The sequence below is a fragment of the Actinoplanes italicus genome, assembly GCF_003001815.1.
Lineage (GTDB): Bacteria > Actinomycetota > Actinomycetes > Mycobacteriales > Micromonosporaceae > Actinoplanes > Actinoplanes italicus.
On the sequence record NZ_PVMZ01000023.1, the window covers coordinates 22,167 to 46,634 of the forward strand.

At 70.6% G+C, this 24,468-nt stretch carries 18 protein-coding genes; 11 read left to right on the forward strand and 7 right to left on the reverse strand.

The window, feature by feature from the left end; genetic code table 11:
• Window positions 1-21 precede the first annotated feature (21 nt).
• Together CLV67_RS40300 and fdhD are read left to right on the forward strand one after the other, a co-directional pair.
• A complete protein-coding gene (locus CLV67_RS40300; RefSeq protein ID WP_170154198.1) occupies window positions 22-1,392 on the forward strand; it encodes an OFA family MFS transporter in 1,371 nt (456 codons plus the stop codon).
• A gap of 79 nt (window positions 1,393-1,471) precedes the next feature.
• On the forward strand, window positions 1,472-2,308 hold the full coding sequence (gene fdhD / locus CLV67_RS40305; protein ID WP_106328326.1) for a formate dehydrogenase accessory sulfurtransferase FdhD: 837 nt from the start codon (window positions 1,472-1,474) through the stop codon (window positions 2,306-2,308).
• A 127-nt stretch (window positions 2,309-2,435) separates the two neighbouring features.
• Here fdhD and sucD read toward each other — a convergent pair whose 3' ends face one another.
• Both sucD and sucC read right to left on the reverse strand, forming a co-directional pair.
• Entirely contained in the window at window positions 2,436-3,311 is an 876-nt protein-coding gene (gene sucD, locus CLV67_RS40310) for a succinate--CoA ligase subunit alpha (RefSeq protein WP_106328328.1), read from the reverse strand.
• Window positions 3,312-3,313: 2 nt separating this feature from the next.
• The gene (gene sucC / locus CLV67_RS40315; protein ID WP_106328330.1) at window positions 3,314-4,492 is read right to left on the reverse strand and encodes an ADP-forming succinate--CoA ligase subunit beta; all 1,179 of its coding nucleotides are present in this window, start codon (window positions 4,490-4,492) and stop codon (window positions 3,314-3,316) included.
• A gap of 192 nt (window positions 4,493-4,684) precedes the next feature.
• Between sucC and frc the strand changes: the two genes are divergently transcribed.
• The 5 genes from frc to CLV67_RS40340 all read left to right on the forward strand — a co-directional run bounded on the left by frc (window position 4,685) and on the right by CLV67_RS40340 (window position 11,257).
• On the forward strand, window positions 4,685-5,914 hold the full coding sequence (gene frc / locus CLV67_RS40320) for a formyl-CoA transferase (RefSeq protein ID WP_106328332.1): 1,230 nt from the start codon (window positions 4,685-4,687) through the stop codon (window positions 5,912-5,914).
• Window positions 5,915-5,936: 22 nt separating this feature from the next.
• Window positions 5,937-8,090 carry an acetate--CoA ligase family protein gene (locus CLV67_RS40325; RefSeq protein WP_106328596.1) on the forward strand — a complete coding sequence of 718 codons (2,154 nt, stop codon included), beginning with the start codon at window positions 5,937-5,939 and terminating at the stop codon, window positions 8,088-8,090.
• Between the two features lie 88 nt (window positions 8,091-8,178).
• Window positions 8,179-9,699: an Nramp family divalent metal transporter gene (locus CLV67_RS40330; RefSeq protein ID WP_170154199.1), complete on the forward strand. Its 1,521-nt coding sequence runs from the start codon at window positions 8,179-8,181 to the stop codon at window positions 9,697-9,699.
• Entirely contained in the window at window positions 9,699-10,259 is a 561-nt protein-coding gene (locus CLV67_RS40335) for a hypothetical protein (protein WP_106328334.1), read from the forward strand. The genes CLV67_RS40330 and CLV67_RS40335 overlap by 1 nt, the downstream gene beginning before the upstream one ends.
• A complete protein-coding gene (locus CLV67_RS40340) occupies window positions 10,256-11,257 on the forward strand; it encodes a TerC family protein (RefSeq protein ID WP_106328336.1) in 1,002 nt (333 codons plus the stop codon). The genes CLV67_RS40335 and CLV67_RS40340 overlap by 4 nt, the downstream gene beginning before the upstream one ends.
• 19 nt (window positions 11,258-11,276) lie before the next feature.
• Here the strand turns inward: CLV67_RS40340 and CLV67_RS40345 are convergent, their stop codons facing one another.
• Window positions 11,277-11,489: a hypothetical protein gene (locus CLV67_RS40345; RefSeq protein WP_106328338.1), complete on the reverse strand. Its 213-nt coding sequence runs from the start codon at window positions 11,487-11,489 to the stop codon at window positions 11,277-11,279.
• 322 nt (window positions 11,490-11,811) lie between these two features.
• Between CLV67_RS40345 and oxc the strand changes: the two genes are divergently transcribed.
• A complete protein-coding gene (gene oxc, locus CLV67_RS40350; protein WP_106328340.1) occupies window positions 11,812-13,548 on the forward strand; it encodes an oxalyl-CoA decarboxylase in 1,737 nt (578 codons plus the stop codon).
• Window positions 13,549-13,575: 27 nt separating this feature from the next.
• Window positions 13,576-14,937 carry an NAD-dependent succinate-semialdehyde dehydrogenase gene (locus CLV67_RS40355; RefSeq protein WP_106328342.1) on the forward strand — a complete coding sequence of 454 codons (1,362 nt, stop codon included), beginning with the start codon at window positions 13,576-13,578 and terminating at the stop codon, window positions 14,935-14,937.
• Window positions 14,938-14,983: 46 nt separating this feature from the next.
• On the opposite strand, the gene CLV67_RS40360 is transcribed toward CLV67_RS40355, so the two are convergent.
• From CLV67_RS40360 to CLV67_RS40370, 3 genes are all read right to left on the reverse strand, one after another.
• On the reverse strand, window positions 14,984-15,718 hold the full coding sequence (locus tag CLV67_RS40360; RefSeq protein WP_106328344.1) for a GntR family transcriptional regulator: 735 nt from the start codon (window positions 15,716-15,718) through the stop codon (window positions 14,984-14,986).
• A gap of 122 nt (window positions 15,719-15,840) precedes the next feature.
• Window positions 15,841-17,526 (reverse strand): glyoxylate carboligase, encoded by a 1,686-nt coding sequence (gcl, locus tag CLV67_RS40365; protein WP_106328346.1) that lies wholly within the window; start codon window positions 17,524-17,526, stop codon window positions 15,841-15,843.
• A gap of 22 nt (window positions 17,527-17,548) precedes the next feature.
• On the reverse strand, window positions 17,549-18,553 hold the full coding sequence (locus tag CLV67_RS40370) for a 2-dehydropantoate 2-reductase (RefSeq protein WP_106328348.1): 1,005 nt from the start codon (window positions 18,551-18,553) through the stop codon (window positions 17,549-17,551).
• 118 nt (window positions 18,554-18,671) lie between these two features.
• Between CLV67_RS40370 and CLV67_RS40375 the strand changes: the two genes are divergently transcribed.
• Together CLV67_RS40375 and CLV67_RS40380 are read left to right on the forward strand one after the other, a co-directional pair.
• Window positions 18,672-20,117, forward strand: a complete 1,446-nt coding sequence (locus CLV67_RS40375; RefSeq protein WP_106328350.1) for a HEAT repeat domain-containing protein — start codon at window positions 18,672-18,674, stop codon at window positions 20,115-20,117.
• Window positions 20,118-20,304: 187 nt separating this feature from the next.
• Window positions 20,305-23,412, forward strand: coding sequence for an NACHT domain-containing protein (locus tag CLV67_RS40380; RefSeq protein ID WP_106328352.1), 3,108 nt, complete (start codon window positions 20,305-20,307; stop codon window positions 23,410-23,412).
• Here the strand turns inward: CLV67_RS40380 and CLV67_RS40385 are convergent.
• Window positions 23,403-24,395 (reverse strand): helix-turn-helix transcriptional regulator, encoded by a 993-nt coding sequence (locus CLV67_RS40385; RefSeq protein WP_106328355.1) that lies wholly within the window; start codon window positions 24,393-24,395, stop codon window positions 23,403-23,405. The two genes, CLV67_RS40380 and CLV67_RS40385, sit on opposite strands and share 10 nt — an antisense overlap.
• Window positions 24,396-24,468 lie beyond the last annotated feature (73 nt).

Here is a 24,468-nt window from a genome sequence, read left to right on the forward strand (position 1 = left end):
ATGATCGGTCGGAGGTGCCAGATGACGGATTCCCACGACACGACAGTGCGCGAGGTCAGGGACTTCTACGGCCGTCGCTACCGGGTGGGGGAGAGCGACCGCATCCTGCTGGGACGGTCGCGATCGTGGATGCTCGGGCTGCCCTGGGCCGCGATGCTGGCGATCAGCCTCTTCCAGTACGGCTACGGCGTATCCCTGCCGACCCTCGTCGAGGACAACGGGTGGAGCGTCTGGCAGGCGTTCGGCGTACTCGGGCTCTGGGTTGTCCTTCAAGCAGTCGGCTCGCCCCTGGGCGGATGGCTCTATCAGCGGCTGCGGGTGCGTCTCGCGGTGCCGATGCTGATCGGCGCGGCCTGCTGCCTGATCGCGCTGGTCACCCTGGCGCACAGCGGCGACCTGGTCATCGTCCTGCTGGGCTATTCGGTCCTGGGTGGGCTGGGCGCCGGTCTGGTTTACATGACCTGCATCGCCACGGTCACCGAGTGGTTTCCCGAACGTCTCGCCTCCCGGGTGGCGATGGTGGGAGCCGCGTTCGGCTACGGCGCCATCCCGTTCGTCGTCGTCGCCGGTTACGGCCTCGATCCGGCGAACCGGACGGCCGTGCTGGACGCCACGGCCGTGGTCGTGTTCGGTGTCGTCGCGGTCTGTGGCCTGCTGATGCGCAAGCCGCCGAGGAACTGGTGGCCGGAGCAGATCGACCCGCAGCGCTGGGCCGTCGACCGTCGGCTCAACCGCAGCATCCCGCACAACCGGCCCGCCACCCGGCCGTATCCGCCGCTGGCGGCGCTGCGCAGCGGCATGCTGCCGATGATGTTCGTGGTCGTGGTGCTCACCGCGGCCATGGCGCTGTTCGACATCGCCTACCTGGCCGGTACCGCGTACACGTTGAACCTGCCGGCGACGACCCTGGTCGCGGCGATGGGTGCGCTGGCCGCCTCCAACGGCATCGGGCGGGCGGTGACCAGCTCTCTGGCCGACCGGATCGGCCGCCGCGGAACCCTCGGCCTGTCCCTGCTCGTCGGCGGAGCCGCCCAGTTCGGCCTGCTCGCGGCGGCGGCCAACGACAATCATCCGGCAGCGCTGGTGTGCTTCGCCGCGCTGGCCGGAGCCGGCACCGGTGCTGGGTACTCGCTGCTGGTCAGCCTGGTCCGCGACTGGTTCGGCGACGACGCGACCGTGCCGAACTACGGGATCGTCTACAGCGGGAAGGCGGTCGGCGCGGTGACCGGGATCGTGCTCGCGGGCCTGGTGGTGACGTCGCCTGATTCCGTCGTGCCGTTCGTGGTGGCCGGCTGTCTCGGACTGCTCGGTGCGGCGCTGACCCGCTGGATGCGCCAGCCCCGGCCGGCCCTGGTGCGGCTGCCGTCGACGCTCCCGGCCGACCGGCTCTAGAAGGACGGCCGGCTCAGAAAGGCCGGCCGGTTTCCAAGGAGCCGGCCGGGTCCAGGCGACGAGAAGGGGCGGTGGCGAGATGGGACGGGTGACGAGCCGGCGCAGGGTGCTGCGGATCGTCGACGGGGTGGCCGGCGAACCGGTCGACACCCTGGCGGCCGAGGAGCCGCTGGAGATCCGGGTCAACGGCACCCCGCTGGTGGTGACCATGCGGACGCCGGGCGACGACTTCGACCTGGCGGCCGGGTTCCTGGTGAGCGAGGGCGTGGTGCGGCGGGCCCGGGAGATCGCGGGCATCCGGTATTGCCTGGGCGCCACGGCGGACGGGGTCAACACCTACAACGTGGTCGACGTGGTCCTGGCCGCCGGGGTCGCGCCACCGGACCCGTCGCTGGAACGCAACTTCTACACGACCTCGTCGTGCGGGCTCTGCGGCAAGGCGAGCCTCGACGCGGTGCGTACCGTCGCGACCTGGTCGGTGCGGGACGACCCGATCCGGCTCGACCCCGAGGTGGTCAGCGGCCTGCCCGGCACGCTGCGCGCCGCGCAGCGGGTCTTCGACCGCACGGGCGGACTGCACGCCGCCGGGTTGTTCTCCGCCGGCGGGCGGATGCTCTGCCTGCGCGAGGACGTCGGCCGCCACAACGCCGTCGACAAGGTCGTCGGCTGGGCGCTGCGCGACGGCCGGCTGCCGCTGCGCGACACCGTGCTGACGGTCAGCGGCCGGGCGTCGTTCGAGCTGGTGCAGAAGGCGGTGATGGCCGGCATTCCGGCCCTGGCCGCGGTCTCCGCGCCGTCCTCGCTCGCCGCCGACCTGGCCGACGACGCCGGACTCACGCTGATCGGGTTCCTGCGCGGCAGTTCGATGAACGTGTACGCCGGCGCACACCGCCTGGTACTGAAAGCCCGAACCTAGGGGTTCGGGCGGGAGTAGGGGTCCGGGCGGAGGCCGATCGCCTCCGCCCGGACCGGCGCGACCAGCCGGCGTGGCGTGGACCGGGCCGGCCGGCCGGAGGGCGGTCCGGCCGGCCCGTCGCCGGCGGTCAGCGTCGCGGTAACGTCTCGCGCATCAGGGCCGCGGTCTCCGACGGCGTTCTGCCGACCCTCACCCCGGCCGCTTCCAGGGCTTTCTGCTTGGCCACCGCGGTTCCGGACGACCCGGAGACGATCGCGCCGGCGTGGCCCATCGTCTTTCCCTCGGGTGCGGTGAAGCCGGCCACGTAGCCGATCACCGGCTTGGTGATGTGCTGCCTGATGTACTCGGCGGCGCGCTCCTCCGCGTCCCCGCCGATCTCGCCGATCATCACGATCGCGTCGGTCTCGTCGTCGTCCTGGAACGCCTGCAGGCAGTCGATGTGGGTGGTGCCGACGATCGGGTCGCCGCCGATGCCGACGCAGGTGGAGAAACCGAGATCGCGTAGTTCGTACATCATCTGGTACGTCAGCGTTCCGCTCTTGCTGACCAGTCCGATGCGTCCGGGGCCGGTGATGTCGGCGGGGATGATGCCGGCGTTGGAGCGGCCGGGGCTGATCAGGCCGGGACAGTTGGGCCCGACGATCCGGGTGGTGTCACCGGCGGCCTGCGCGTAAGCCCAGAACGCCGCGGTGTCGTGCACCGGGATGCCCTCGGTCAGGACCACGACCAGGCCGAGCCCGGCGTCGATCGCCTCGATGACCGCGGCCTTGGCGAACCGGGGCGGCACGAAGACCACCGAGGTGTCGGCGCCGGTGGCCCGGACCGCCTCGGCGGCGCTGCCGAAGACCGGGATGCCGTCGACCTCCTGCCCGCCCTTGCCGGGAGTGACCCCGGCGACGACGTTCGTTCCGGCCGCGACCATCCGCCGGGTGTGCCGGGAACCCTCCGCGCCGGTGATGCCCTGAACCAGGATCCTGCTGGAGTCGGTGAGGAAGATGGCCATGCTCACGCCCCCTTGCCGGCGAGTTCGGCGGCGAGCCGCGCCGCACCGTCCATCGTGTCCGAGCTGATCACGCCGGGCAGCGCCGCCTCGGCGAGGATCTTGCGGCCGAGCGCGGCGTTGTTGCCGTCCAGCCGTACCACCACCGGTTTGTCGATCTTCTCGCCCTCGCCGGTGAGCAGTCCGATCGCCTGGACGATGCCGTCGGCGACCGCGTCGCAGGCGGTGATCCCGCCGAAGACGTTGACGAGGACGCTGCGTACGTCCGGATCGCCCAGGATGATCTCCAGCCCGTTCGCCATCACCTCGGCCGAGGCGCCGCCGCCGATGTCGAGGAAGTTCGCCGGTCGTACCCCGCCGAATCGTTCTCCCGCGTACGCGACCACGTCCAGGGTGCTCATCACCAGGCCCGCGCCGTTGCCGATGACACCGACCGAGCCGTCGAGCTTGACGTAGTTGAGGTTCTTGCGGGCCGCCCGCGCCTCCAGCGGGTCGGTGGTGTGGGCGTCGGCGTACCGCGGGTGACCGGGCTGGCGGAACCGGGCGTTGTCGTCGAGGGTGACCTTGCCGTCGAGGGCGAGCAGGCTGCCGTCGGCGAGCTTGGCCAGCGGGTTGATCTCGACCAGGGTGGCGTCCTCGGCGCGGAACACGTTCCAGAGCCGGACCAGCACGCTGGCGACCAGGTCGCGCACGTCGTCGGGAAGGCCGGCGCCGGCGGCCAGCCGCAGCGCCTCCGTCCAGCCCAGCCCGGCGCCCGGGTCCACCCGCAGCCGGGCCAGCGCGTCCGGGTGCTCGGCCGCGACCTGCTCGATCTCGACCCCGCCCTGCCGGGACGCGAGCGCGAGGAAGGACCGGTCGGACCGGTCCAGCAGCAGCGACACGTAGTACTCCTCGACGATGTCACTCGCCTCGGTGACCAGCACCCGGTGCACGGTGTGGCCCTTGATGTCCATGCCCAGGATGCCGGCCGCGACATCACGCGCGGCGTCCGGGCCGTCGGCGAGCCGGACGCCGCCGGCCTTGCCTCGGCCGCCTGTCTTGACCTGTGCCTTTATCACTACGCGTCCGCCGATCTCGGCGGCGGCCGCGTAGGCCTCGTCGGGGTTGTCGGCGACGCGGCTGCGGCTGACCGGTACGCCGTGCTTGGCGAAGAGTTCCTGTGCCTGGTGCTCCAACAGATCCACCGGGCCTCCCTTCAGTGGGGATTCGGGTCCGGATGCGATGGCGGTGCCGAGCGCGGAAAACGTTCCGCGACCCTCTAGACACCTGGCTGTTACATGCGCCACGATATTGCCTACCCCATACGGTATGCAATCCCTGAAGCTGACGGCGGATCAGCACCCCCAGCAGCGGTGGCGCAAACAGGAGGATCGCTCATGGGTAAGGCACTGGAGGGCGTTCGGGTCCTCGACATGACGCACGTGCAATCCGGTCCCTCGTCCACGCAGATCCTCGCGTGGCTGGGCGCCGATGTGATCAAACTGGAGGCTCCGGGGCAGGGTGACATCACCCGGTCCCAGCTGCGGGACATCCCCGACGTGGACAGCCTCTACTTCACGATGCTCAACGCCAACAAACGCAGCATCACCCTCAACATGAAGAACCCGCGGGGCAAGGAGGTCTTCACCCGGCTGGTGTCCGACGTGGACGTCCTGGTGGAGAACTTCGGCCCGGGCGTGGTCGAGCGCTTCGGATTTCCCTGGGAGAAACTGCAGGAGATCAACCCCCGCCTGGTGTACGCCTCCATCAAGGGCTTCGGCGCCGGTCGATACGCGAACTTCAAGGCGTACGAGGTGATCGCCCAGGCCATGGGCGGAGCGATGAGCACCACCGGTTTCGAGGACGGCCCGCCGACCGCGACCGGCGCCCAGATCGGCGACTCCGGCACCGGCATCCACCTGGTCGCCGGCATCCTCGCCGCGCTCTACCAGCGCACCAACACCGGACGCGGCCAGCGGGTCCAGGTCGCCATGCAGGACGCGGTGCTCAATCTGTGCCGGGTCAAACTGCGCGACCAGCAGCGGCTGGCCCACGGGCCACTGGGGGAGTACCCCAACGAGAACTTCGGCGACGAGGTGCCCCGCTCCGGCAACGCCTCCGGTGGCGGTCAGCCCGGCTGGGCCGTGCGCTGCGCTCCGGGCGGGCCGAACGACTACATCTACGTGATCATCCAGCCGGTCGGCTGGAAGCCGATCTGCGACCTGATCGGCAAACCGGAACTGGCCGAGGACCCGGCCTGGAGTACCCCGCAGGCGCGGCTGAACAAACTCGACAAGGCGTTCGCGCTGATCGAGGAGTGGACCGAGCGGCACACCAAGCAAGAGGTGATGGAGCAGCTCAACACGCACAACGTGCCGTGCGGGCCGGTCCTTTCGACCCGGGAGCTGATCGAGGACGAGACGCTGGCCGCGCTGGGGTCGGTGGTCGAGGTCGACCATCCGGAGCGGGGCCCGTTCAAGACGGTCGGCAACCCGATCAAGCTGTCCGACTCGACCGTCGCCATCGAGCGCTCACCGCTGCTCGGCGAGCACACCGAGCAGGTGCTCGGCGAACTCGGCTACACCGAGCAGGGTATCGGCGAGCTGCGTGCCGCCGGTGCCGTCTGACTTCGACCAAGGAGACGACGACATGTCGAAATACGACCGCGAAGCCGTACGCCGGGTGCTCGACCGGGCCGCCGCCGAGGGACGCAGTTCGCTGACCGCGCCGGAGGGCCGGCTGGTGGTCGAGGCGTACGGGATCGCGACCCCCGGCGAGGGCCTGGCCGGCAGCGCCGACGAGGCGGTGGCGCTGGCCGGGAAGATCGGCCTGCCGGTGGTCCTCAAGATCGTCTCGCCGGACATCCTGCACAAGACCGAGGCCGGCGGAGTGCTGGTCGGACTGGGATCGGCCGCGGAGGTCGCCGCCGGCTACGACACGATCATCGCGAACGCCAGGGCGTACAACGCCGATGCGACCATCGTCGGCGTGCAGGTGCAGCAGCAGCTCACGGCCGGCCACGAGGTCATCGTCGGCACGGTCACGGACCCGACCTTCGGCAAGATCGTCGCGTTCGGACTCGGCGGCGTCCTCGTCGAGGTGCTCAAGGACGTCACGTTCCGGCTCGCCCCCACCGACACGGGCACCGCGCTGTCGATGATCGACGGCATCGCCTCGGCCGAGATCCTGCGCGGCGTGCGCGGCGCCGAACCGGCGAACCGGGAGGTCCTGTCCGACCTCATCGTCCGGCTCTCCGACCTGGTCACCGACTTCCCGGAGCTGGCCGAGGTGGACCTCAACCCGGTGCTGGCCACCGCCGCCGGCGCCACCGCCGTGGACGTTCGTATCCTGGTCGACCCGCGGGCCGCCGAACGCCCGGAGCAGTTCACCGACGAGGAGATCCTCGCGAGCATGACCCGGATCATGCGGCCCGCCTCGATCGCCGTGATCGGCGCCTCCGCCGAGTCCGGGAAGATCGGCAACTCGGTGATGAAGAACCTGGTGAACGGCGGCTACCAGGGCGAGATCTACCCGATCAACCCCAAGGCGGCCGAGATCCTGGACCGCAAGGCGTACCAGAGCATCTCCGACGTGCCGGGCCCGGTCGACGTCGCGGTCTTCGCGATCCCGGCCAAGTTCGTGCCGGCCGCGCTGGAGGAGGCCGGCGCCAAGGGCGTCGCCGGAGCGATCATGATTCCGTCCGGTTTCGGTGAGACCGGCAACCACGAGCTCCAGGCGGAGGTCGTGGGGATCGCCCGCCGGCACGGCGTACGCATCCTCGGCCCGAACATCTACGGCTACTACTACACCCCGGAGAACCTGTCCGCGACGTTCTGCACCCCGTACGACGTCAAGGGCGGGGTGGCGCTCACCTCGCAGAGCGGCGGCATCGGGATGGCGATCCTGGGCTTCAGCCGGTCCGCCCGGATGGGTGTCTCCTCGATCGTCGGGGTGGGCAACAAGGCCGACATCGACGAGGACGACCTGCTGACGTTCTTCGAGAGCGACCCGAACACCCAGCTCATCGCCATGCACCTGGAGGATCTGAAGGACGGCCGGTCGTTCGCCCGGGCCGCCAAACGGGTGTCGGCCACCAAGCCGGTGCTCGTGCTCAAGGCGGGCCGCACCGACCAGGGCGCCAAGGCGGCCAGCTCGCACACCGGCGCGCTGGCCGGCAACGACAAGGTCTACGACGACATCCTGCGCCAGAGCGGCGTGATCCGCGCCCCGGGCCTCAACGACCTGCTGGAGTACGCCCGTGGCATCCCACTGCTGCCGACCCCGCAGGGCGAGAACGTCGTCATCATCACCGGCGCCGGCGGATCCGGGGTGCTGCTCTCGGACGCCTGCGTGGACAACAACCTCACGCTGATGGAGATCCCGGACGACCTCGACGAGGCGTTCCGCAGGTTCATCCCGCCGTTCGGGGCCGCCGGCAACCCGATCGACATCACCGGCGGCGAACCGCCGTCGACGTACCGCAACACCATCGCGCTCGGCCTGTCCGACCCGCGCATCCATTCCCTGATCCTCGGCTACTGGCACACGATCGTCACACCGCCGATGGTCTTCGCCGAACTGGTGGTGGACGTGGTCGAGGAGTTCCGGGCCAAGGGCGTCAACAAACCGGTGGTCGCCTCGCTCGCCGGAGACGTCGAGGTCGAGTCGGCCAGTGGACACCTGTACCGGCACGGCATCGTGGCCTATCCGTACACCACGGAGAAGCCCGTCGCCGTGCTCGGCGCGAAGTACCGGTGGGCACGTTCCGCCGGCCTGCTCGGCGACCGGCCGGACGGCCGCTGAGTCGTGCTCAGTTCCACCACACCAGTTAGTTGGAGGGGCCACTAGCGACACAGCGACCGCTCCGCGGCCAACTCTCAGGAGGTCCAGCGTGGACGCTTCGAGTTCTCCCTCGCCCGAACCGGCGAGCAGTACGTCACCCCCCACCGCCACGGCCACCGCCACCGCTTCCGACGAGCGGGTATGGCGGGCCGGCCGGCTCGAACCGATGCCGATCCGGGAGCTGCCGAAGGCGCCGCCCTCGGTCCACCTGCTCGGCCCGACCGTGTTCCTCGTCGCGCTCGGCGTGGGCATGGGTGAGTCGTACATGTGGCCCCGCCTGGTTCTGATCTTCGGACCGGAGATCAGGTGGCTGTTCCTGATCGGCGTCACCCTGCAGGCGTTCGTCATGCTGGAGATGGCCCGGTACGCGATGGCGACCGGTGAGAGCATCTTCTTCGGTGCCGCACGGGTCTTCAAACCGCTCATGTGGTTCTTCTTCGGCACGGCGATCCTGGTCTACATCTGGCCCGGCCATCTCTCCACCGGGGCCGCCGCCTTCGAGCAGGTGACCGGCATACCCTGGACCGTCACGGCCTGTGTCGGACTGATCCTGGTCGGCGTGCTGTTCAGCCTCGCCAAAGTGATCTACCCACTGCTGGAGAGCCTGCTCGGCCTGCTGATCGGCCTGCTCGTGGTGAGCACCTCGATCGTCGCGTCGATGGTCGGCCGGTGGGCCGACGTCACCTCGACCCTCAGCGGCATGTTCCACTTCGGCTACCTGCCGGGCGAGGCGATGTCGGCGACCTGGTTCCCGGTCATCGTCGGCGCGATCGCCTTCGCCGGTCCGTCCGGCATGCAGCAGATGTGGTACACGCTGCACCTGCGTGACTCCGGCGCCGGCATGGGCGCGCACATCCCGCAGATCCGCGGGCTCCGGCACGCCGGCGAGCAGGAGGCCATGCCGTCGCGTGGCTTCATGTTCGACACCGACGACCCGGAGGAGATGAAGAAGTGGAAGGGCTGGCGGCGCTGGGTGACCTTCGACGCCCTGCTGCTCTTCTGGGGAATCACCATGCTGGTGACGGTCTCGTTCACCGTGCTGGCCCAGACCGCGGTCCGGGTCAACCCGGACGTCGGTGACCTGATCCGCGAAGGTGACCGGGAGGTCGCGCTGACCGCCATGGCGGACGCCTTCGCCTCGGCCGGCACGCCGGTGCTGCACGGCGTGTTCCTCGGGTTCATCGCGCTGATCGGGCTCAACGCCACGCTCGGCCTGTTCGACTCGTTCTCCCGTGGCCAGGCCGACATGACGTACCACTTCGTCCCCGGCGCGAAGCGGTTCAGCATGTCCAAGCTCTACGCCGGGTTCCTCTGGGGTGTCATCACGTTCGGCATCCTGATCCTGAACTTCGGCCCCGCCGACGGCCCGGGCGCGATCCTCGACGTGCTGGCCTTCCTGTCCACCTTCGCGATGGGCGCGTACTGCGTCGTCCTGCTGCTGGTCAACAACCGGATGCTGCCCAAGCCGATCCGTCCCGGCATCCTGCAGAACGTGGTGATCGGGTTCGGCGCGGTGTTCTACCTGGGGATGTTGATCTACAGCCTGGTCCGTTTCGGCGTGGTCATCTGATGGCCGAGCCGAGCTTGCGTCACCTGGGCCGGCTCGCGCTGCCCGGCGCCGCCATCGGAGCGTTCGCCGGGCCGGCGGCCCTGGTACTGGCACTGGTCGCGGGTCAGCCCGCAGACTGGGCGCTGGCCACCGGTGTGGCTCTCGGACTGCCGCTGGCGCTGCTCGGCGGCGGGTTCGGGCTGCTGATGGCGGCCGGGGTCATCTCACCGGGGGTGTTCGCCCCGACGGCGCTGTACTGGCTCGCCGGGTTCCCTCTCGCCCGGCTGGCACACGAGGCGCTGGTCGGCCTGCTGCTGGTCGGACGGCCCGTCCTTCCGCCCGACCCGGCAGGTTTCCTCGCGTACCAGGCGATCGTCAGCCTCGGCTTCGCCATCGGATTCAGCTGGTTGTACGAACGGATCGCGCCGGGCTGGCTACGCCGGATCCGGCACGGCAACCCGCGGGCCGAGCGGCTGTATCAGTTCTACCTGCGGCATGCCGAGGCGCAGTGGAAGGCGCGAGAGAGCCGCCGTCAGGCCCGGGCCGCAGCCCGTGCCGCCTCCGGAAAAGGAGCGTCATGAATTTACCGCTCTGGGTATGGGCCGTGACGATCATCGGCTTCACCGTGATGATCGCCTTCGACTTCTACCTGGTCGCCCGCAACCCTCATGAACCGTCCTTCCGGGAGTGCGTCGGCTGGGTGAGTTTCTACGTGCTGGCGGCGGTCGCCTTCGGCTTTCTGCTGATGGCGACGGCCGGAGCGAGTTACAGCGGCCAGTTCTTCGCCGGCTGGCTCACCGAGTACTCACTCAGCGTCGACAACCTGTTCGTCTTCATCATCATCATGGGCCGGTTCGCGGTGCCGGTGAAGTACCGGCAGAAGGTGCTGCTGATCGGCATCGTGCTGGCGCTGCTGATGCGGGGCGTCTTCATCGCGGCCGGTGCCTCGGCGGTCGCGCGGTTCGACTGGCTGTTCTATCTGTTCGGGGCGTTCCTGATCTACACCGCGGTCAAGCTGGTCGGCCCGCAACTCCAGGACGAGTTCTCGGAGAACTTCGCCCTGCGTACGGCGAAGCGGATCCTGCCGACCACGGAGACATATCAGGGCTCCTCGGTGCTGGTCCGGGTGAACGGCCGGCGCATGGTCACGCCGATGCTGATCGTGATGGTCGCGATCGGCACCACCGACCTGCTGTTCGCGCTCGACTCGATCCCGGCGATCTTCGGGCTGACGCAGGAGCCGTACCTGGTCTTCACCGCGAACACGTTCGCGCTGATGGGCCTGCGGCAGCTGTACTTCCTGCTGGGCGGGCTGCTGGACCGGCTCGTCTACCTCAGCAAGGGCCTGGCCTTCATCCTGGCCTTCATCGGCGTCAAGCTCGTGATGGAGGCGCTGCACCACGACGGCGTGTCCTGGGCGCCGGCCGTGCCGATCACCGTCTCGCTCGGAGTCATCGTCGGCACACTGGTGATCACCACGGTCGCCAGCCTGATGAAGTCGCGCCGTGACGAGCGGGAGCGGCAGCCCGCCGTCACGGGTGTCCACGAGACCGTGACGGCGGACCGGGACGCGGGCTGACCCGCTGTTCAGGCCTCGATCATGAGGTCTTGATCAGGCCTTCGTCCGGGGCGGAGCCGCGGAGGAAGCGCGCGATCTCCTCGTCGCTCGGCCGGGCGGACCGGCGCTGGTTCTCCAGCGCGGCCGCCAGGCCGAGCCCGAGGGCGCGGCCGTCGGCGGGGGAGCCGGACGGCAGGGCCAGCCGGTCGGTGAGGCGGGCCAGAGAGCGTGAGAACTTCCGCCAGGTGGTCATGACTACATCACTCCTGCTTGTCGGTCTTCCCGGGAGACGACGCCTCCCGGGACCGTCTGTCGCCGGAACGACGGCCGGCGGGGGTCACCCGAGCCGTCCTTTCCGGGCGCCTACCCGATGCCGTGCCACGGGAAACTCCCGCACCCGTCCGGCCGGCGACAGTGCCTGTTCGGCAACCCCAGAATACAGGCTTCGGTATACAATAAACGATCTAGTGACCAAAGCCACCGTGCCCCTAGACACCCCGCCGCTCCATGGTCCACGATTATTGCCTACCCCATACGGTATGCAATCGGCAGGACCATGACGGAGGGCTCGGGTCATGACCATCGCTTCAATCCGGGAATCAGAGGCCGGCGACGTCGTCAGCGCCGACAGGCTCACCGACGGCATCCATCTGGTCGTCGACGCGCTCAAGCTCAACGAGGTGGAGGCCGTCTACGGCGTCGTGGGCATCCCCATCACCGATCTCGCCCGCCTGGCACAGGCCTCCGGCATCCGCTTCGTCGGCTTCCGGCACGAGAGCGCCGCCGGTCACGCGGCGGCGGCGGCCGGATTCCTGACCGGGAAACCGGGAATCTGCCTGACGGTGTCCGCTCCGGGCTTCCTCAACGGGCTGGTGGCGCTGGCCAACGCCACGGTCAACTGTTTCCCCATGGTGCAGATCTCCGGATCCAGTGAACGGCACCTCGTGGACCTGCAGCGTGGCGACTACGAGGAGATGGACCAGCTGGCGGCGGCCCGTCAGTTCGCCAAGGCGGCCTACCGGGTACACCGGGCCGAGGACATCGGCCGCGGCATCGCCCGCGCGATCCGCACCGCCGTGTCGGGACGGCCGGGCGGGGTCTACCTCGACATCCCGGCCGCCGTCCTCGGCGAGGTCATCGACGCGCAAGCGGGCGCGGCGTCGCTGTGGCGCGTCGTCGACCCGGCGCCGCGGCAGGTGCCCGAGCCCGCGGCGCTGGACCGCGCCATCGACCTGCTCGCAAGCGCCCGGCGGCCGCTCGTCGTGCTCGGCAAGGGCGCCGCCTACGCCCGGGCCGACGACCAGATCCGTGAGTTCGTGGAACGTACCGGCGTGCCGTACCTGCCCATGTCGATGGCGAAGGGCCTGCTGCCCGACGACCACCCGCAGTCGGTGGCCAGCACCAGGTCGCTGGCGCTGCGCCGGGCCGACGTCGTGATGCTCGTCGGCGCCCGCCTCAACTGGCTGCTCGGGCACGGCGACGCGCCGCAGTGGAACGCCGACGCCAAGTTCATCCAGGTGGACATCGCCAGCACCGAGCTGGACAGCAACCAGCCCATCGCCGCACCGCTGGTCGGTGACGTCGGCTCGGTGATGCAGGCCCTGCTCGACCGCACCGGGTCCGGCCGGATCACGGTCCCGTCGCAGTGGCGCGACGAACTCGCGGCCCGCTCGGCGGAGAACGTCGCCAAGATGGCCAAGCGCCTGGCGGCCGCCGAGACCGCGCATCCGATGAGGTTCCTGGGCGCGCTGCAGGCCGTCCGTGACGTCCTGCGGGAGAACCCGCGGGCGTACGTGGTCAACGAGGGCGCGAACGCCCTCGACCTGGCCCGCAACACGATCGGCATGCAGGTGCCCCGGCACCGGCTCGACAGCGGCACCTGGGGCGTGATGGGCATCGGCCTGGGATTCGCGATCGCCGCCGCGGTCGAGAGCGGCGACCCGGTCGTCGCCATCGAGGGCGACAGCGCGTTCGGGTTCAGCGGCATGGAGCTCGAGACGATCTGCCGCTACGGGCTGCCCATCGTCACGGTCGTGCTGAACAACAGCGGCGTCTACCGCGGTGACGCCGCGGCGTCGGAGTCCGGGGACCCCGCCCCGACGGCCCTGCAGGCCCGGCACGACCTGATGATCGCCGCGTTCGGTGGCAAGGGCTACCGGGCGACGACTCCCGACGAGGTCACCGCGGCCCTCCGGGAGGCTCTGGCGCTCGGCAAGCCGGCGCTCGTCGACTGCGTCATCGACCCCACCGACGGCACCGAGAGCGGCAACATCGCCCACCTCAACCCGAAGGGCATCACGGTTCAGCGCTGAGGGCGACCAACGGAGGCTCAGAACCCCATGTACACAGTGACCGACCCCGCGACGGGTGAACTGATCGAGAAGATCGAGAACGCGACCGACGAGGAGATCCAGGAAGCCATCGATCGCGTCCACCGTGGATACCTGTCGTGGCGGCGCCGGACGGTCGCCGAACGGGCCGGGACAGTGGCGCGCGCGGCGGACCTGTTCGCCGCGCGCGCCGACGAGCTCGCGGCGACGATGACCCGGGAGATGGGTAAGCGGATCAACGAGGGCCGCGGTGAGATCGGCGTGGTCGTCGACATCTTCCGGTACTACGCCGACAACGCCGCCGCCCTGCTCGCCGACGAGCCGCTGGAGATCAGCGGCGGCGCGGCGGTCATCACCAAGAACCCGATCGGCCCGCTGCTCGGCATCATGCCGTGGAACTTCCCCTGCTATCAGGTCGCCAGGTTCGTGGCGCCGAACCTCGTGCTCGGCAACACGATCCTTCTCAAGCACGCCTCGATCTGTCCCCGCTCGGCGATCGCCATCGAGCGGATCCTCCACGAGGCCGGGGTGCCCGGGGACGCGTACGTCAACATCTTCGCCGCCAGCGCGAAGATTCCCCGGATGCTCGCCGACCCCCGCATCCAGGGGGTCTCGCTGACCGGCAGCGAGCGGGCCGGCATCGCGGTCGCCGCCGAGGCCGGCCGGAACCTCAAGAAAGCGGTCCTGGAGCTCGGCGGCTCCGACCCGCTGATCGTCCTGGACACCGAGGACATGGACCAGACGGTACGGGCCACGGCGACCGCCCGGATGCGCAACTGCGGCCAGTCGTGCAACGCGCCGAAGCGGATGATCGTGCTCGGCGACCTCTACGACGAGTTCGTCGGCCGGCTGACGGAGTATGTGGCCGCCACGTTCGTCCCGGGCGACCCCGGTGACCCCGCCACGAAGCTGCCGCCGCTGGCGTCGGTCGCGGCGGCCGACGAGGTGGCCGGTCAGGTCGAGAAGGCGATCCGGCAGGGCGCCACGCTGCGCACCGGCGGCCGCCGCGTCGACCGGCCCGGCGCCTACTTCGAGGCCACGGTGCTCACCGGCGTGACTCCGGACATGGACGCCTACTACGAGGAGATATTCGGCCCCGTCGTGCTGGTCTTCCGCGCGGAGACCGAGGAGGAGGCGATCGCGATCGCCAACGATTCGCCGTTCGGGCTCGGTGCCAGCGTGTGGGGCACGGATCCGGACCGGCTGCGCCGGGTGGCCGGCCGGATCGAGTCCGGCATGGTGTACCTCAACAGCGCGGGCGGGTCGCAGGCCGACCTGCCGTTCGGCGGGATCAAGCGCTCCGGGATGGGCCGGGAACTCGGCCCGGCCGGCATCGAGGAGTTCATGAACAAGAAGTCGATCCGCCTGTAGGAGACGACGATCCGGCCGGGCCCGCGGTGGGCCCGGCCGGATCCCGTCAGCTCAGGGCCTCCTGCTCGTCGGCCTCCTTGCGCCGCTGGTGGTACGACTCGCGCGTGCGCTCGGTGTGCTTGCGCATCAACTCGCCGGCCCGCCGGGTGTTGCCCTCGGCGATCACGTCGATCAGAGCCGCGTGCTCGTCCCACGCCTCGCGGCCGCGGGACCGGGCGATCGGCGAGTAATACCACCGCACCCGGCGGTCCACCATGCCGATCAGCTGGGCCAGCACCTTGTTGCCGGACATCTCGACCAGGTGCGCGTGCAACGCCGCGTTGGCCTCGACCAGGGCCACCTGGCTGTCCTCGCTGAGCGCCTCCTCGCCGGCGCGCTGCAGCTCGCGGAGCCGCTCGATCTGCTCCGGTGTCGCGTTCTTGGCGGCCAGCCGCGCGGACTCGGTCTCGAGCAGGGTGCGGGTGGCGAGGAGCTGGTCGGCCTCCTCCTCGGTGGGCACGTGCACGAAGGCGCCGAGCGCGGGCCGCAGGTCGACCCACCCCTCGTTGTGCAGCCGCTGCAGGGCCTCCCGGACCGGCTGGCGGCTCACGCCCAGGTGGGCGGCGAGCTCGTTCTCGACGAGGTGCTCACCCGGCTGCAGCTCACGATTGATGATCATCTCGGCGAGGGCGTCGTAGACCGCCTGGCGCAGCGGCGCGGGCCGCTCCAGAGGCTGACGCGCGGCCCTGGCTCCGCCCAGCGGCCGGCGCCCCGGTGAGGTCGTGCCTCTCCGATCGGTCATGGGTTACCTCCGCCTGCGAGAAACGATCGGGCACGCACCCGAGCTGGGTTATAGCATACAGTCGCCGAGATGCAATAAGGAGCAGCCGCCATCCGACGCGGCTGCTCCCGACCGGCACTCGCTTACTCGAACTCCTTCACCGCCGCGATCGAGAGACCGTGCGACGTGTTCGCCTCCCGCTCGATCATCACCTCGACCAGCACCGGCCGGCTCGTACGCCTGGCCTCCTTGCTCGCCCAGGCCAGCGCGTCGGCGATCTCACCCGGCTCGAACACGCGGCGACCGGCGCACCCGTACGCCTCCATGATCTTGACGTTGTCGGTGCCGTAGGCGTCGTAGTGGATGTCGACCTCGTAGTTCATGTCGTAGCCGATCTCGGCCTGCCGGATCAGGCCCAGGTACTCGTTGTTCAACATGACCAGCACGAAGCCGATGTCGTACTGCGCGGCGACGGCCAGCTCCTCGACCAGGAACTGGAACGAGTAGTCGCCGACCACGCCCACCACCTCGGCGTCGGGCTGTGCGGACTTGACCCCGATCGCCGCCGGGATCTCCCAGCCCAGCGGCCCGGCCTGGCCGCAGACCTGGTAGTGCCGCGGCTTGAACACCTTCTGAAACTGCCCGGACCAGATCTGATAGAGGCCGATGGCGGTGACGAAATACGTGTCCGGGCCGTAGAACTCGTTGATCTCCCGGAACACCCGCGGCGCCTTGATCGGGACCGCGTCGAAGTCGTCGCGCCGGCCCAGCCTCTCACGGAGCTCACGCACTCTCGAGACCCAGAGATCCCCATCCCGCCGTACGTCACGACGCTGCACCGCGCCGAGCAGAGCCGCGAGGAACGCCCCGGCGTCCGACACGATGCCGAGGTCGGGACCGAACACCTTGCCGAGCTGGGTCGGCTCGATGTCGACGTGGATGAACCGCCGGTCGCCGCGATAGGTCTCCAGGTCGCCGGTATGGCGGTCCCCGAACCGGGCGCCGACCGCCAGCACCAGATCCGCCTCCAGGAACGAGGCGTTGCCCCACCGCTGCGTGGTCTGGATGCCCGTCATCCCCGCGAACAGATCGTGGTCCTCCGGCAGCGCGCCCTTGCCCATCAACGTCACCTGCACCGGCACGTCCAGGGCCTCGGCGACCTCCCGCAGCAGCTCGGTGGCCTCGCCGATGATCACCCCGCCACCGGCCAGGATCAGCGGACGCTCGGCCGCCAGCAGCATGTCGAGGGCCCGCTCCACGCGCGGCGGATGCGGCTCGACCCGGGCCACCGGCAGCGGCGCGTCGATCGTGGCGTCCCACTCGATCTCCTGCCGCGCCACGTCGACCGGCAGGTCGATCAGCACCGGCCCCGGCCTCCCGGAGCGGGCGATCCGGAACGCCTCCCGGAAGATCCAGGGGGCCTGGGCGGCCTCCTTGACCTGCACCGCCCATTTCGTCACCGGCTTGGCGATCTCGACGATGTCCACCGCCTGGAACGCCTCCTGGTGCAGCTTGCCGGTGGGCGCCTGGCCGGTGATGCAGACCATCGGGACGGAGTCGGCGTGCGCCGTGTACAACCCGGTGATCATGTTGGTGCCGGCCGGACCGGACGTGCCGATCGCCACGCCGACCCGGCCGTTGGTGCGGGCCCAGCCGTCCGCCATGTGGGTGGCGCCCTCCTCGTGCCGGACGATCAGATGCCTGATGTCGCTGTGTTGCAACGCGGCATAGAGGGGAAGGATGGCGGCGCCCGGACAGCCGAACGCGATGTCCACGCCCTCCGACACGAGCACCGCGACGACCGCGTCCATGCAGGGGATCTTGGCCATGGTTGTCAGACCTCCGGGGTGCTCAGGCCGGGCTCGGCGTGGGAATGATCGGTGCACGGCGGGCCATCGTCGTGGCCAGCAGGTCGGTCGCGGCGTACACGGAACGCAGGGTCGGAGCCGGCGCCCCGGTGATGTCGGCCATCTCGACCACGGCCGCCACGACGGCGTCGAGTTCCAGCTGCTTGCCGGCCTCGAGGTCCTGCAACATCGAGGTCTTGTGGTGGCCGACACGCTGGGCGCCGTCGAGCCGTTTCGCGATGGAGATCTCCGGGGTGCTGCCCACCCGGGCGGCGATGTCGAGCGTCTCCTCCATCATCTGCTCGACCACCCGCCGGGTTCCGGCGTGCTCACAGATCTCGACCATGGTGGCGCGGGTGAGCGCGCTGATCGGGTTCAGCGAGACGTTGCCCATCAGCTTGATCCAGATGTCGTCGCGCAGCCGCGGCTCGACCGGGCACTTCAGGCCCCCGGCGACCATCGCCTCGCTGAAGCGCAGACATCGTTGCGACACCGTCCCGTCCGGCTCGCCGATGGAGAACCGGGTGCCCTCCAGGTGCTGGATCACCCCCGGCGACTTGACGACGGTCGCCGGGTAGACGACGCAGCCGATCGCGCGGTCCGGCGCCATCACGGCCGAGGTCTCGCCGTCCGGGTCCACGGCCTCGATGCGCTGGCCCTCGTACGGGCCCGTGAGCTTGTGGAAATACCACCAGGGAATGCCGTTCTGCCCGGCGACGAGAGCGGTCCGCGGGCCGAGCAGGGGAGCGAGCAGGGGACCGGCGCTCGCGTACGAGTGCGCCTTGAGGCCGAGGAAGACGTAGTCCACCGGTCCGACCTCGGCCGGATCGTCGGTGGCGTGCGGGTGAGCGGAGAAGTCACCCCGCGGGCTGAGCACCCGTACCCCGTAGGCCCGCAGCGCGGCCAGGTGTGCCCCGCGGGCGATCAGATGGACGTCCACTCCGGCCCGGCACAGCGAGGCACCGACATAGGCACCGATGGCGCCGGCTCCGAGCACCGCGACTCGCATGGGCTACCCCCTTATCGCGTGCGATTCTGTATGCATTATGGGGAGTACAGTATGCAATCTGAGAATCGCTGACAAGCCTGATCGATACCGGTCACCGCGTTGCGGCTAGGCTGCCGGCATGGCGGACGCGGCACTGGACGGGCTGGAAAAGAACCCGGCGCTGCCGGAGCCGCTGATCCGGCGGCTGATCGCCCGGCGACGCGGATTCGGCCGCGTCGCCTCACGACCGGACCTCACCGCCGGCCTGGTCGAGGAGATGATCGCCACCGACTGGATGTGGCTGCTCACCTCGCTCGCGAGCAACCGGAACCTGCCGGTCCCGGTCCGCCCACGGCTCGTCCGCCACCGCGACGACGTGGTCCGCGGCGCGGTGGCCGGGGGAGCGGCGGGCGAGGCCGACCGTGACGTGTTCGAGCGTCTCCTCCACGACCCGGATGTGCAGGCGCGCCGCTATCTCGCCGAGAATGACGACATGCCCGCCGACCTGCGGGCCCGCCTGGCCGGCGATCCCGACCCGTCGGTCCGCGCGCTGCTGGCGCGATCGTGGACGGAGATCCCGGCGAAGGCACAACGGCAACTGCTCAAAGATCCCGACGATGACGTACGGGCAGCCGCCTGCTCCACCTACTACACCCGGCTGCCGCACCCGTCCATGCCGGCCGACCTGCTGCCGGAGCTGCTCGAAGATCCCGTGACCAGGGCCGGTGCGATCCGCTGCCTGGCACTGACCCCGGAGATCGCGGCCCGGCTCGCCGACGACCCGGACTACGCGGTACGCCGCGCGCTGGCCCGTCACCCCGATCTGCCGGACGATGTCCGCGACCGCCTGGCCCGCGACCGCAGCGGCACCGTGCAGGCCGCGGTATTCGCCCGGCCGGACACGCCGCCCTCGGTGCGGGCGCTGATCCATGACGAGGTGCAGCGGAAGGTCACCGACGTCGACGACCTGATGGACCTCGACGACGACGCTCTCATCCAGGCGGTCGAGGACAACCAGGCCATCGAGGAACTGCGGTACGCCCGCCTGCCGTGGGTGACCGCCGACCCGCTGCCGCACGTCTCGTCGCCGTACCCCGGCTTCCGCGCCGCCGCCGCCCGCGCCGCCGCCGCGCTCCCTCCCGGCGTGGTGAAGTGCCTGCTCGACGACGAGGATCCCGGTGTCGCGGTCGTCGTGCTCCGGCATGCCCCGCACCTCGTCGACGAGGCCACCGCGGAGCGGCTCGACCGGGCGAATCCGCAGCCGCTGAAGGGTCGGTTCCGGCGCCCGGCCGACGGTTACCCGTTCACGCCCGAGACGCTGCGCCGATTCGCCGGCGACCCGGACCCGCGGATGCGTGCCCTCGCACCTCGCGACCCGGCACTGCCCGCCGCGGTGCTCGCCGCCCTGGCCCGCGACACCGATGCCGGTGTCCGCCGGGCCGCTGCCGCACACGCCCGCATACCCGCCGCCGAGCTGGTCAGGCTGCTGGACGATCCGGTCGACCGGATCGCCGAGGCGGCCGCCGCCAACCCGGCACTGCCCCGGCCGGCGATGGAGGGCCTGCTGCTTCGCGCCGGCCTCTGACCGAGAGGTCAGGTCACGAGCCCGTCAGCCGTACCTGACGGATGTCTCAGCCGTGGAATCGCACTCCTGAGGGTGGCTCAGCTACGGCTGGCGGGCCCTTGCGGAGCCCTTGGCCGCGGAAGTCTCTGGCGTCGGGGCGCTACGTTGAGGCATCGACAGTCGCCGCGCTCCGTCGCCGATCACTATCGTGCTGGTCGGTGCTGCCGCCGCGCTCGTCGGCAACCTGGCGACCAACGAGGTGGACCCGCCGGACAGCTGGCGGTGGTGGCCCTGGGCGGTGTGGGGTCTCGTCGCGGCACTGATCGGCGGATCACTGTGGATCGAGTACGCCCGCCGCCGCGCGGGTCCGGAAACCGGCCTCGACGAGGTGATCGCCGGGCTGCTCGCGCCGATCGAGAACGGGTGGGCCCGTGAGGCGGTCCGCCGCGAGGTGACCCGCCCCGCGCCGGTACTGGTCCGCTGGTCGTCGACCGGGCGCCCGGCCGCCGACCGGCAGGCGGTCCTCGGCGACCCGTCCGCCGGTGGCTGGCGGGAGTTCCCGCTCAGCGGCACGACCGACGCCCTCAACACCGAGATCGTCGCCGCGTTCCGGCAGCTTCCCCGGCGCCAGCTGGTGGTGCTCGGCGGCCCGGGAGCCGGCAAGAGCGTGTTCGCGCTGCTGCTCACGCTCGGCCTGATCCGCGACCGGATCGACGGCGAGCCGCTGCCGCTGCTGGTCCCGGTCAACGGCTGGCATCCGGCCGACCCGCTCGACGACTTCCTCGCCCGCAGGCTCGCCGAGGATCACCTTTCGCGGTACGGCGACGCGCTGGACCTCGCCCGGCGGTTGATCGAGCACAACCGGGTGCTGCCCCTGCTCGACGGACTCGACGAACTGCCCGCACCCGCGATCGAGACGGCGTTCCAGGTGCTCGACGACTACGTGGCGGCGGGACGGCCGCTCGTGGTGACGTGCCGTGTCCGCGAGTATGAGAAGGCCGGCCGCATCCTGACCACAGCCGCGGTCGTGGAACTGGAGCCGGTCTCGGTGGACGCCGTGATCGCGTACCTCTCCTATCCGGAATCGGCCCGTGCCCGCTGGGAGCCGGTCTTCGCCCGCCTGCGCCGCGCCGACCGCACGGATCCGCTGCTGCGCACCCTCGCCACGCCGCTCATGGTGTCCCTGGCCCGGTCCGCCTACCAGGACGGCGCCACCGATCCCGCTGAACTGCTGATGCTGAAGTCCCGCCCGGAGGCCGCCGCGCGACTGATGGACGCCTTCCTGGCCGCCGCGTACCCCGGCGAGAAGCAGCGGCGCTGGCTGGGCACCCTGGCGTATCACCTGTACACGGCCGGCACCCGCGACCTGCGGTGGTGGCAGCTGGATCCGGGATTGCTCACCGGTCGCCCGGACCGCGCCCGCCGGTCGGTGGTGATCGCGGTTGCGGTGGTCGCGGCCCTGATCGCCGGGGTGGCCGGGTTCTTCGCCGGCCTGTGGGTCCCGTGGGCGATGGCGTCGGCGGCGATCGTCGTGTGGTCAGCGGCCACGGAACGGCTGCGTGCCACCTGGCCGCCGCGATACCCCCGGACCGCCTTCAGCCCGGAGAGAACGCCCCGCCCCGGGACGTTCCTGGCCGTGCTGTTCGAGGTCGTCTCCCCGACGTTCGTGGCGGGCCTGATCGGCGGCGTCCTCGTCGGGTTCATGACGTCACGCTGGGTGGCGTCGCTGCTCGGGGGCCTGATCTGCGGTGCTCTCGCCGCGGCCTGGGCCAGGCGCCGGACCGCCGGCCGTACCTCAGCCATCGAATCGGCCGCGAGTGACGGGCCGGACGTAAAGCCCGCGGGTTCGCGGGGGAACACGCCCGGCTCGGATCCGGATCACCGGTCTGGTGTACGGCCGGCGGGTCCGGGCGGAGACCGGCTGCGCCGCGGGGTCCTCATGTTCACGGTCGTGCCCGGCCTGGTGTTCGGTGCCGTCGCGTACTGGACCAGCGGCGCGCCCGTGCTGGTCGGAACCGTCGCGGCCGTGCTCCACGGGTCGACGGCGGCGCTCTGCGGCGACGGGTGGACCCACGTGCGGTTCCGGCTGGCCCATGCCCGGCTCGCCGCGCGCGGGTGGCTGCCCTGGCGGCTGGCCTCGTTTCTGGCCGACGCGCATCGGCGTGGTCTGCTGCGCAGGCCCGGTGCCGTCCATCAGTTCCGGCACGTCCTGCTCCAGGACCGTCTCGCCGGAACGGTGCGGGTGGCCGACCTGGAGATCCGGGCGCTCGCCGGCAACGTCCCGGCCGTCCGGACGCTGGCGGAGCTCCTGGACGAGCAGGGCGCCACCGACCAGGCCGTCGAAGCCCTGAGCTGGGTGGCCCACCGTGACGTCCGGTCGGCCGACCGGCTCGCCGGGCTGCTGGCGGAGCTCGGCCGGATCGATGAGCTGCGCGAGCGCGCCGACCGCGGCGACGGCTCCGCCGGCCGGGTACTGGCCGATCTGCTGGCCCGACGCGGTGAGTTCGACGAGCTGCGGTCGCGGGCGGCGGCCGGAGACACGGCGGCCCGTGCGCGGGTGCTCGCCTTGCTGGCGGAGCAGGGTGACATCGAGGCTCTGCGGGCCAGGGTGGCCGAGGGTGAACCGGGCGCGGCCTTTCATCTGGCGGATCTGTATGTCGCCGCGGGACGGAGGGACGAGGCGGTCGCGCTGCTCGAAGGCGTGAACGGGGACTGGGCCGCGGGACGCCGGCTGGCCGGACTGCTGCAGGAGGCCGGCGATGACCGGGAAGCGATCCGCATCCTGGCGGATCAGACCCGAGCCGGGGACAGTCTCGCCTCGGCGCAGCTGGCCGACCTCCAGCTGCGGCACGGCCAGATCCACGAACTCTGGGTGGACGCGGTAACGGGTGACGCATACGTCAGTGAGGTCCTCTCCCGGCATCTCTACGAGCAGAGGGACGAGGAGACGCTGTTCGGCCTGGCCGAGTTCGGGGCCGCGGGAGCGGCTGCTCGCCTGGCGGACCTGCTCGTGGAGCTCAGCTCGGACGACCACCACCGGGGCCGGTTGCGGGCCCTGGCGGAGCGGGGAGATCTGGCGGCGGCATGTGGGACGGCCCGGGTCCTCGCCGCTGAGGGACGGACCGCCGAGGCGATCGGCTTTCTGCTTACCTGGGCGGATCTGCGCGACGGCGACGCGGCTCGGCTGCTGGCGGAGCTGTACGCACGGCAGGGCGACGTCGATGAGGCGATCGCGATCCTTCGTCCGCGGGCCGAGGACGGTGACGAGAAGGCGGCCGAGCAGCTGGACGCGCTGCAGCGTACCGATCAGGAATAGAACTTGATCATTTCGGTGATGCTGGCGCGCATCATGTCGACCAGCTCAGGCGGGCCCAGGACCTGGATGTCCTCGCCGAGTCGCAGGAAGTCGGCGTGGGCGTGCCGGACCGATTCGATCGGCAGGGTGACCGTGGTCCAGCCGTCCGGGTCGGGCTCGCCGACCGTGTCGCGGACGTTGCGGGCCATGGCCCGGGTCATCAGGTACGGGATGCGGTCCAGCCCGGCGGGGGAGAGCCGCACGGTGGCCTCGTCGCGGTGCAGGCGCCGTTCGAAATCGGCGGCCCACTCGGCCCAGACGGCGGCCAGGTCGAAGCCGTCCGGCCGTTCGAACGTCTCGTCCAGTACGGCCAGATCGAGGATGGTGGCGACCCGGTAGGTGCGGATCTCCTTACCCGCACCGGTCACGGAAGCGTCGACGCGCGCCAGGAAGTACCAGACTCCGGCCTTGAGCACGATGCCGAGCGGTTCGATGTCGCGCTCCACCTCGCGCGGCGCCCGCCAGCGCAGGTAGCGCATCCGCGCCCGCCGCCGGTTCCACACCGCCGCCGCCAGGGCCGCGAGGTGCGGGTGCGTCTCGGTCTCGCGGAACCAGCCGGCCGCGTCGAGGTGGAACCGGTCGCGGATCTCGTCGACGTGCCGGCTCAGCCGGGCGGGCAGCGCGGCCCGCAGTTTGAGTTCGGCCGTGGTGAGCACGGCGCCGAGGCCGAGTTCCGCGGCCGCGTCCGGGATCCCGGCCAGGAAGATCGTGCCCGCCTCCTGCGGGGTGAGCCCGGTGAGCCGGGTCCGGTAGCCGTCGACCAGCTGATATCCGCCGTTGGCGCCGAGCTCGGCGTAGACCGGGACCCCGGCTTCGCCGAGCGCCTCGATGTCGCGGTAGACGGTCCGCACCGACACGTCCAGCTCCGCGGCGATCTGCTGCGCGGTGAGCCGGCCGCGGTCCTGCAGAAGGAGGACCACGGACAGAAGTCGGCTGGCTCGCATTCTCGAAGACTGCCACAGGATGTCAGTCATGGCTGGCAGGGTCATCAGCGAAGAAACAAGAGCGGAAGGAAAC

Excerpts from the sequence above, each read along its gene's own strand:
- CLV67_RS40355 (WP_106328342.1), top strand. The coding sequence starts at position 13,576 with ATGTACACAGTGACCGACCCCGCGACGGGTGAACTGATCGAGAAGATC.
- CLV67_RS40335 (WP_106328334.1), top strand. The coding sequence starts at position 9,699 with ATGGCCGAGCCGAGCTTGCGTCACCTGGGCCGGCTCGCGCTGCCCGGC.
- CLV67_RS40360 (WP_106328344.1), bottom strand. The coding sequence starts at position 15,718 with ATGACCGATCGGAGAGGCACGACCTCACCGGGGCGCCGGCCGCTGGGC.
- frc (WP_106328332.1), top strand. The coding sequence starts at position 4,685 with ATGGGTAAGGCACTGGAGGGCGTTCGGGTCCTCGACATGACGCACGTG.
- CLV67_RS40340 (WP_106328336.1), top strand. The coding sequence starts at position 10,256 with ATGAATTTACCGCTCTGGGTATGGGCCGTGACGATCATCGGCTTCACC.
- CLV67_RS40370 (WP_106328348.1), bottom strand. The coding sequence starts at position 18,553 with ATGCGAGTCGCGGTGCTCGGAGCCGGCGCCATCGGTGCCTATGTCGGT.
- oxc (WP_106328340.1), top strand. The coding sequence starts at position 11,812 with ATGACCATCGCTTCAATCCGGGAATCAGAGGCCGGCGACGTCGTCAGC.
- CLV67_RS40385 (WP_106328355.1), bottom strand. The coding sequence starts at position 24,395 with ATGCGAGCCAGCCGACTTCTGTCCGTGGTCCTCCTTCTGCAGGACCGC.
- gcl (WP_106328346.1), bottom strand. The coding sequence starts at position 17,526 with ATGGCCAAGATCCCCTGCATGGACGCGGTCGTCGCGGTGCTCGTGTCG.
- sucD (WP_106328328.1), bottom strand. The coding sequence starts at position 3,311 with ATGGCCATCTTCCTCACCGACTCCAGCAGGATCCTGGTTCAGGGCATC.
- CLV67_RS40300 (WP_170154198.1), top strand. The coding sequence starts at position 22 with ATGACGGATTCCCACGACACGACAGTGCGCGAGGTCAGGGACTTCTAC.
- CLV67_RS40325 (WP_106328596.1), top strand. The coding sequence starts at position 5,937 with ATGTCGAAATACGACCGCGAAGCCGTACGCCGGGTGCTCGACCGGGCC.
- fdhD (WP_106328326.1), top strand. The coding sequence starts at position 1,472 with ATGGGACGGGTGACGAGCCGGCGCAGGGTGCTGCGGATCGTCGACGGG.
- CLV67_RS40375 (WP_106328350.1), top strand. The coding sequence starts at position 18,672 with ATGGCGGACGCGGCACTGGACGGGCTGGAAAAGAACCCGGCGCTGCCG.
- CLV67_RS40345 (WP_106328338.1), bottom strand. The coding sequence starts at position 11,489 with ATGACCACCTGGCGGAAGTTCTCACGCTCTCTGGCCCGCCTCACCGAC.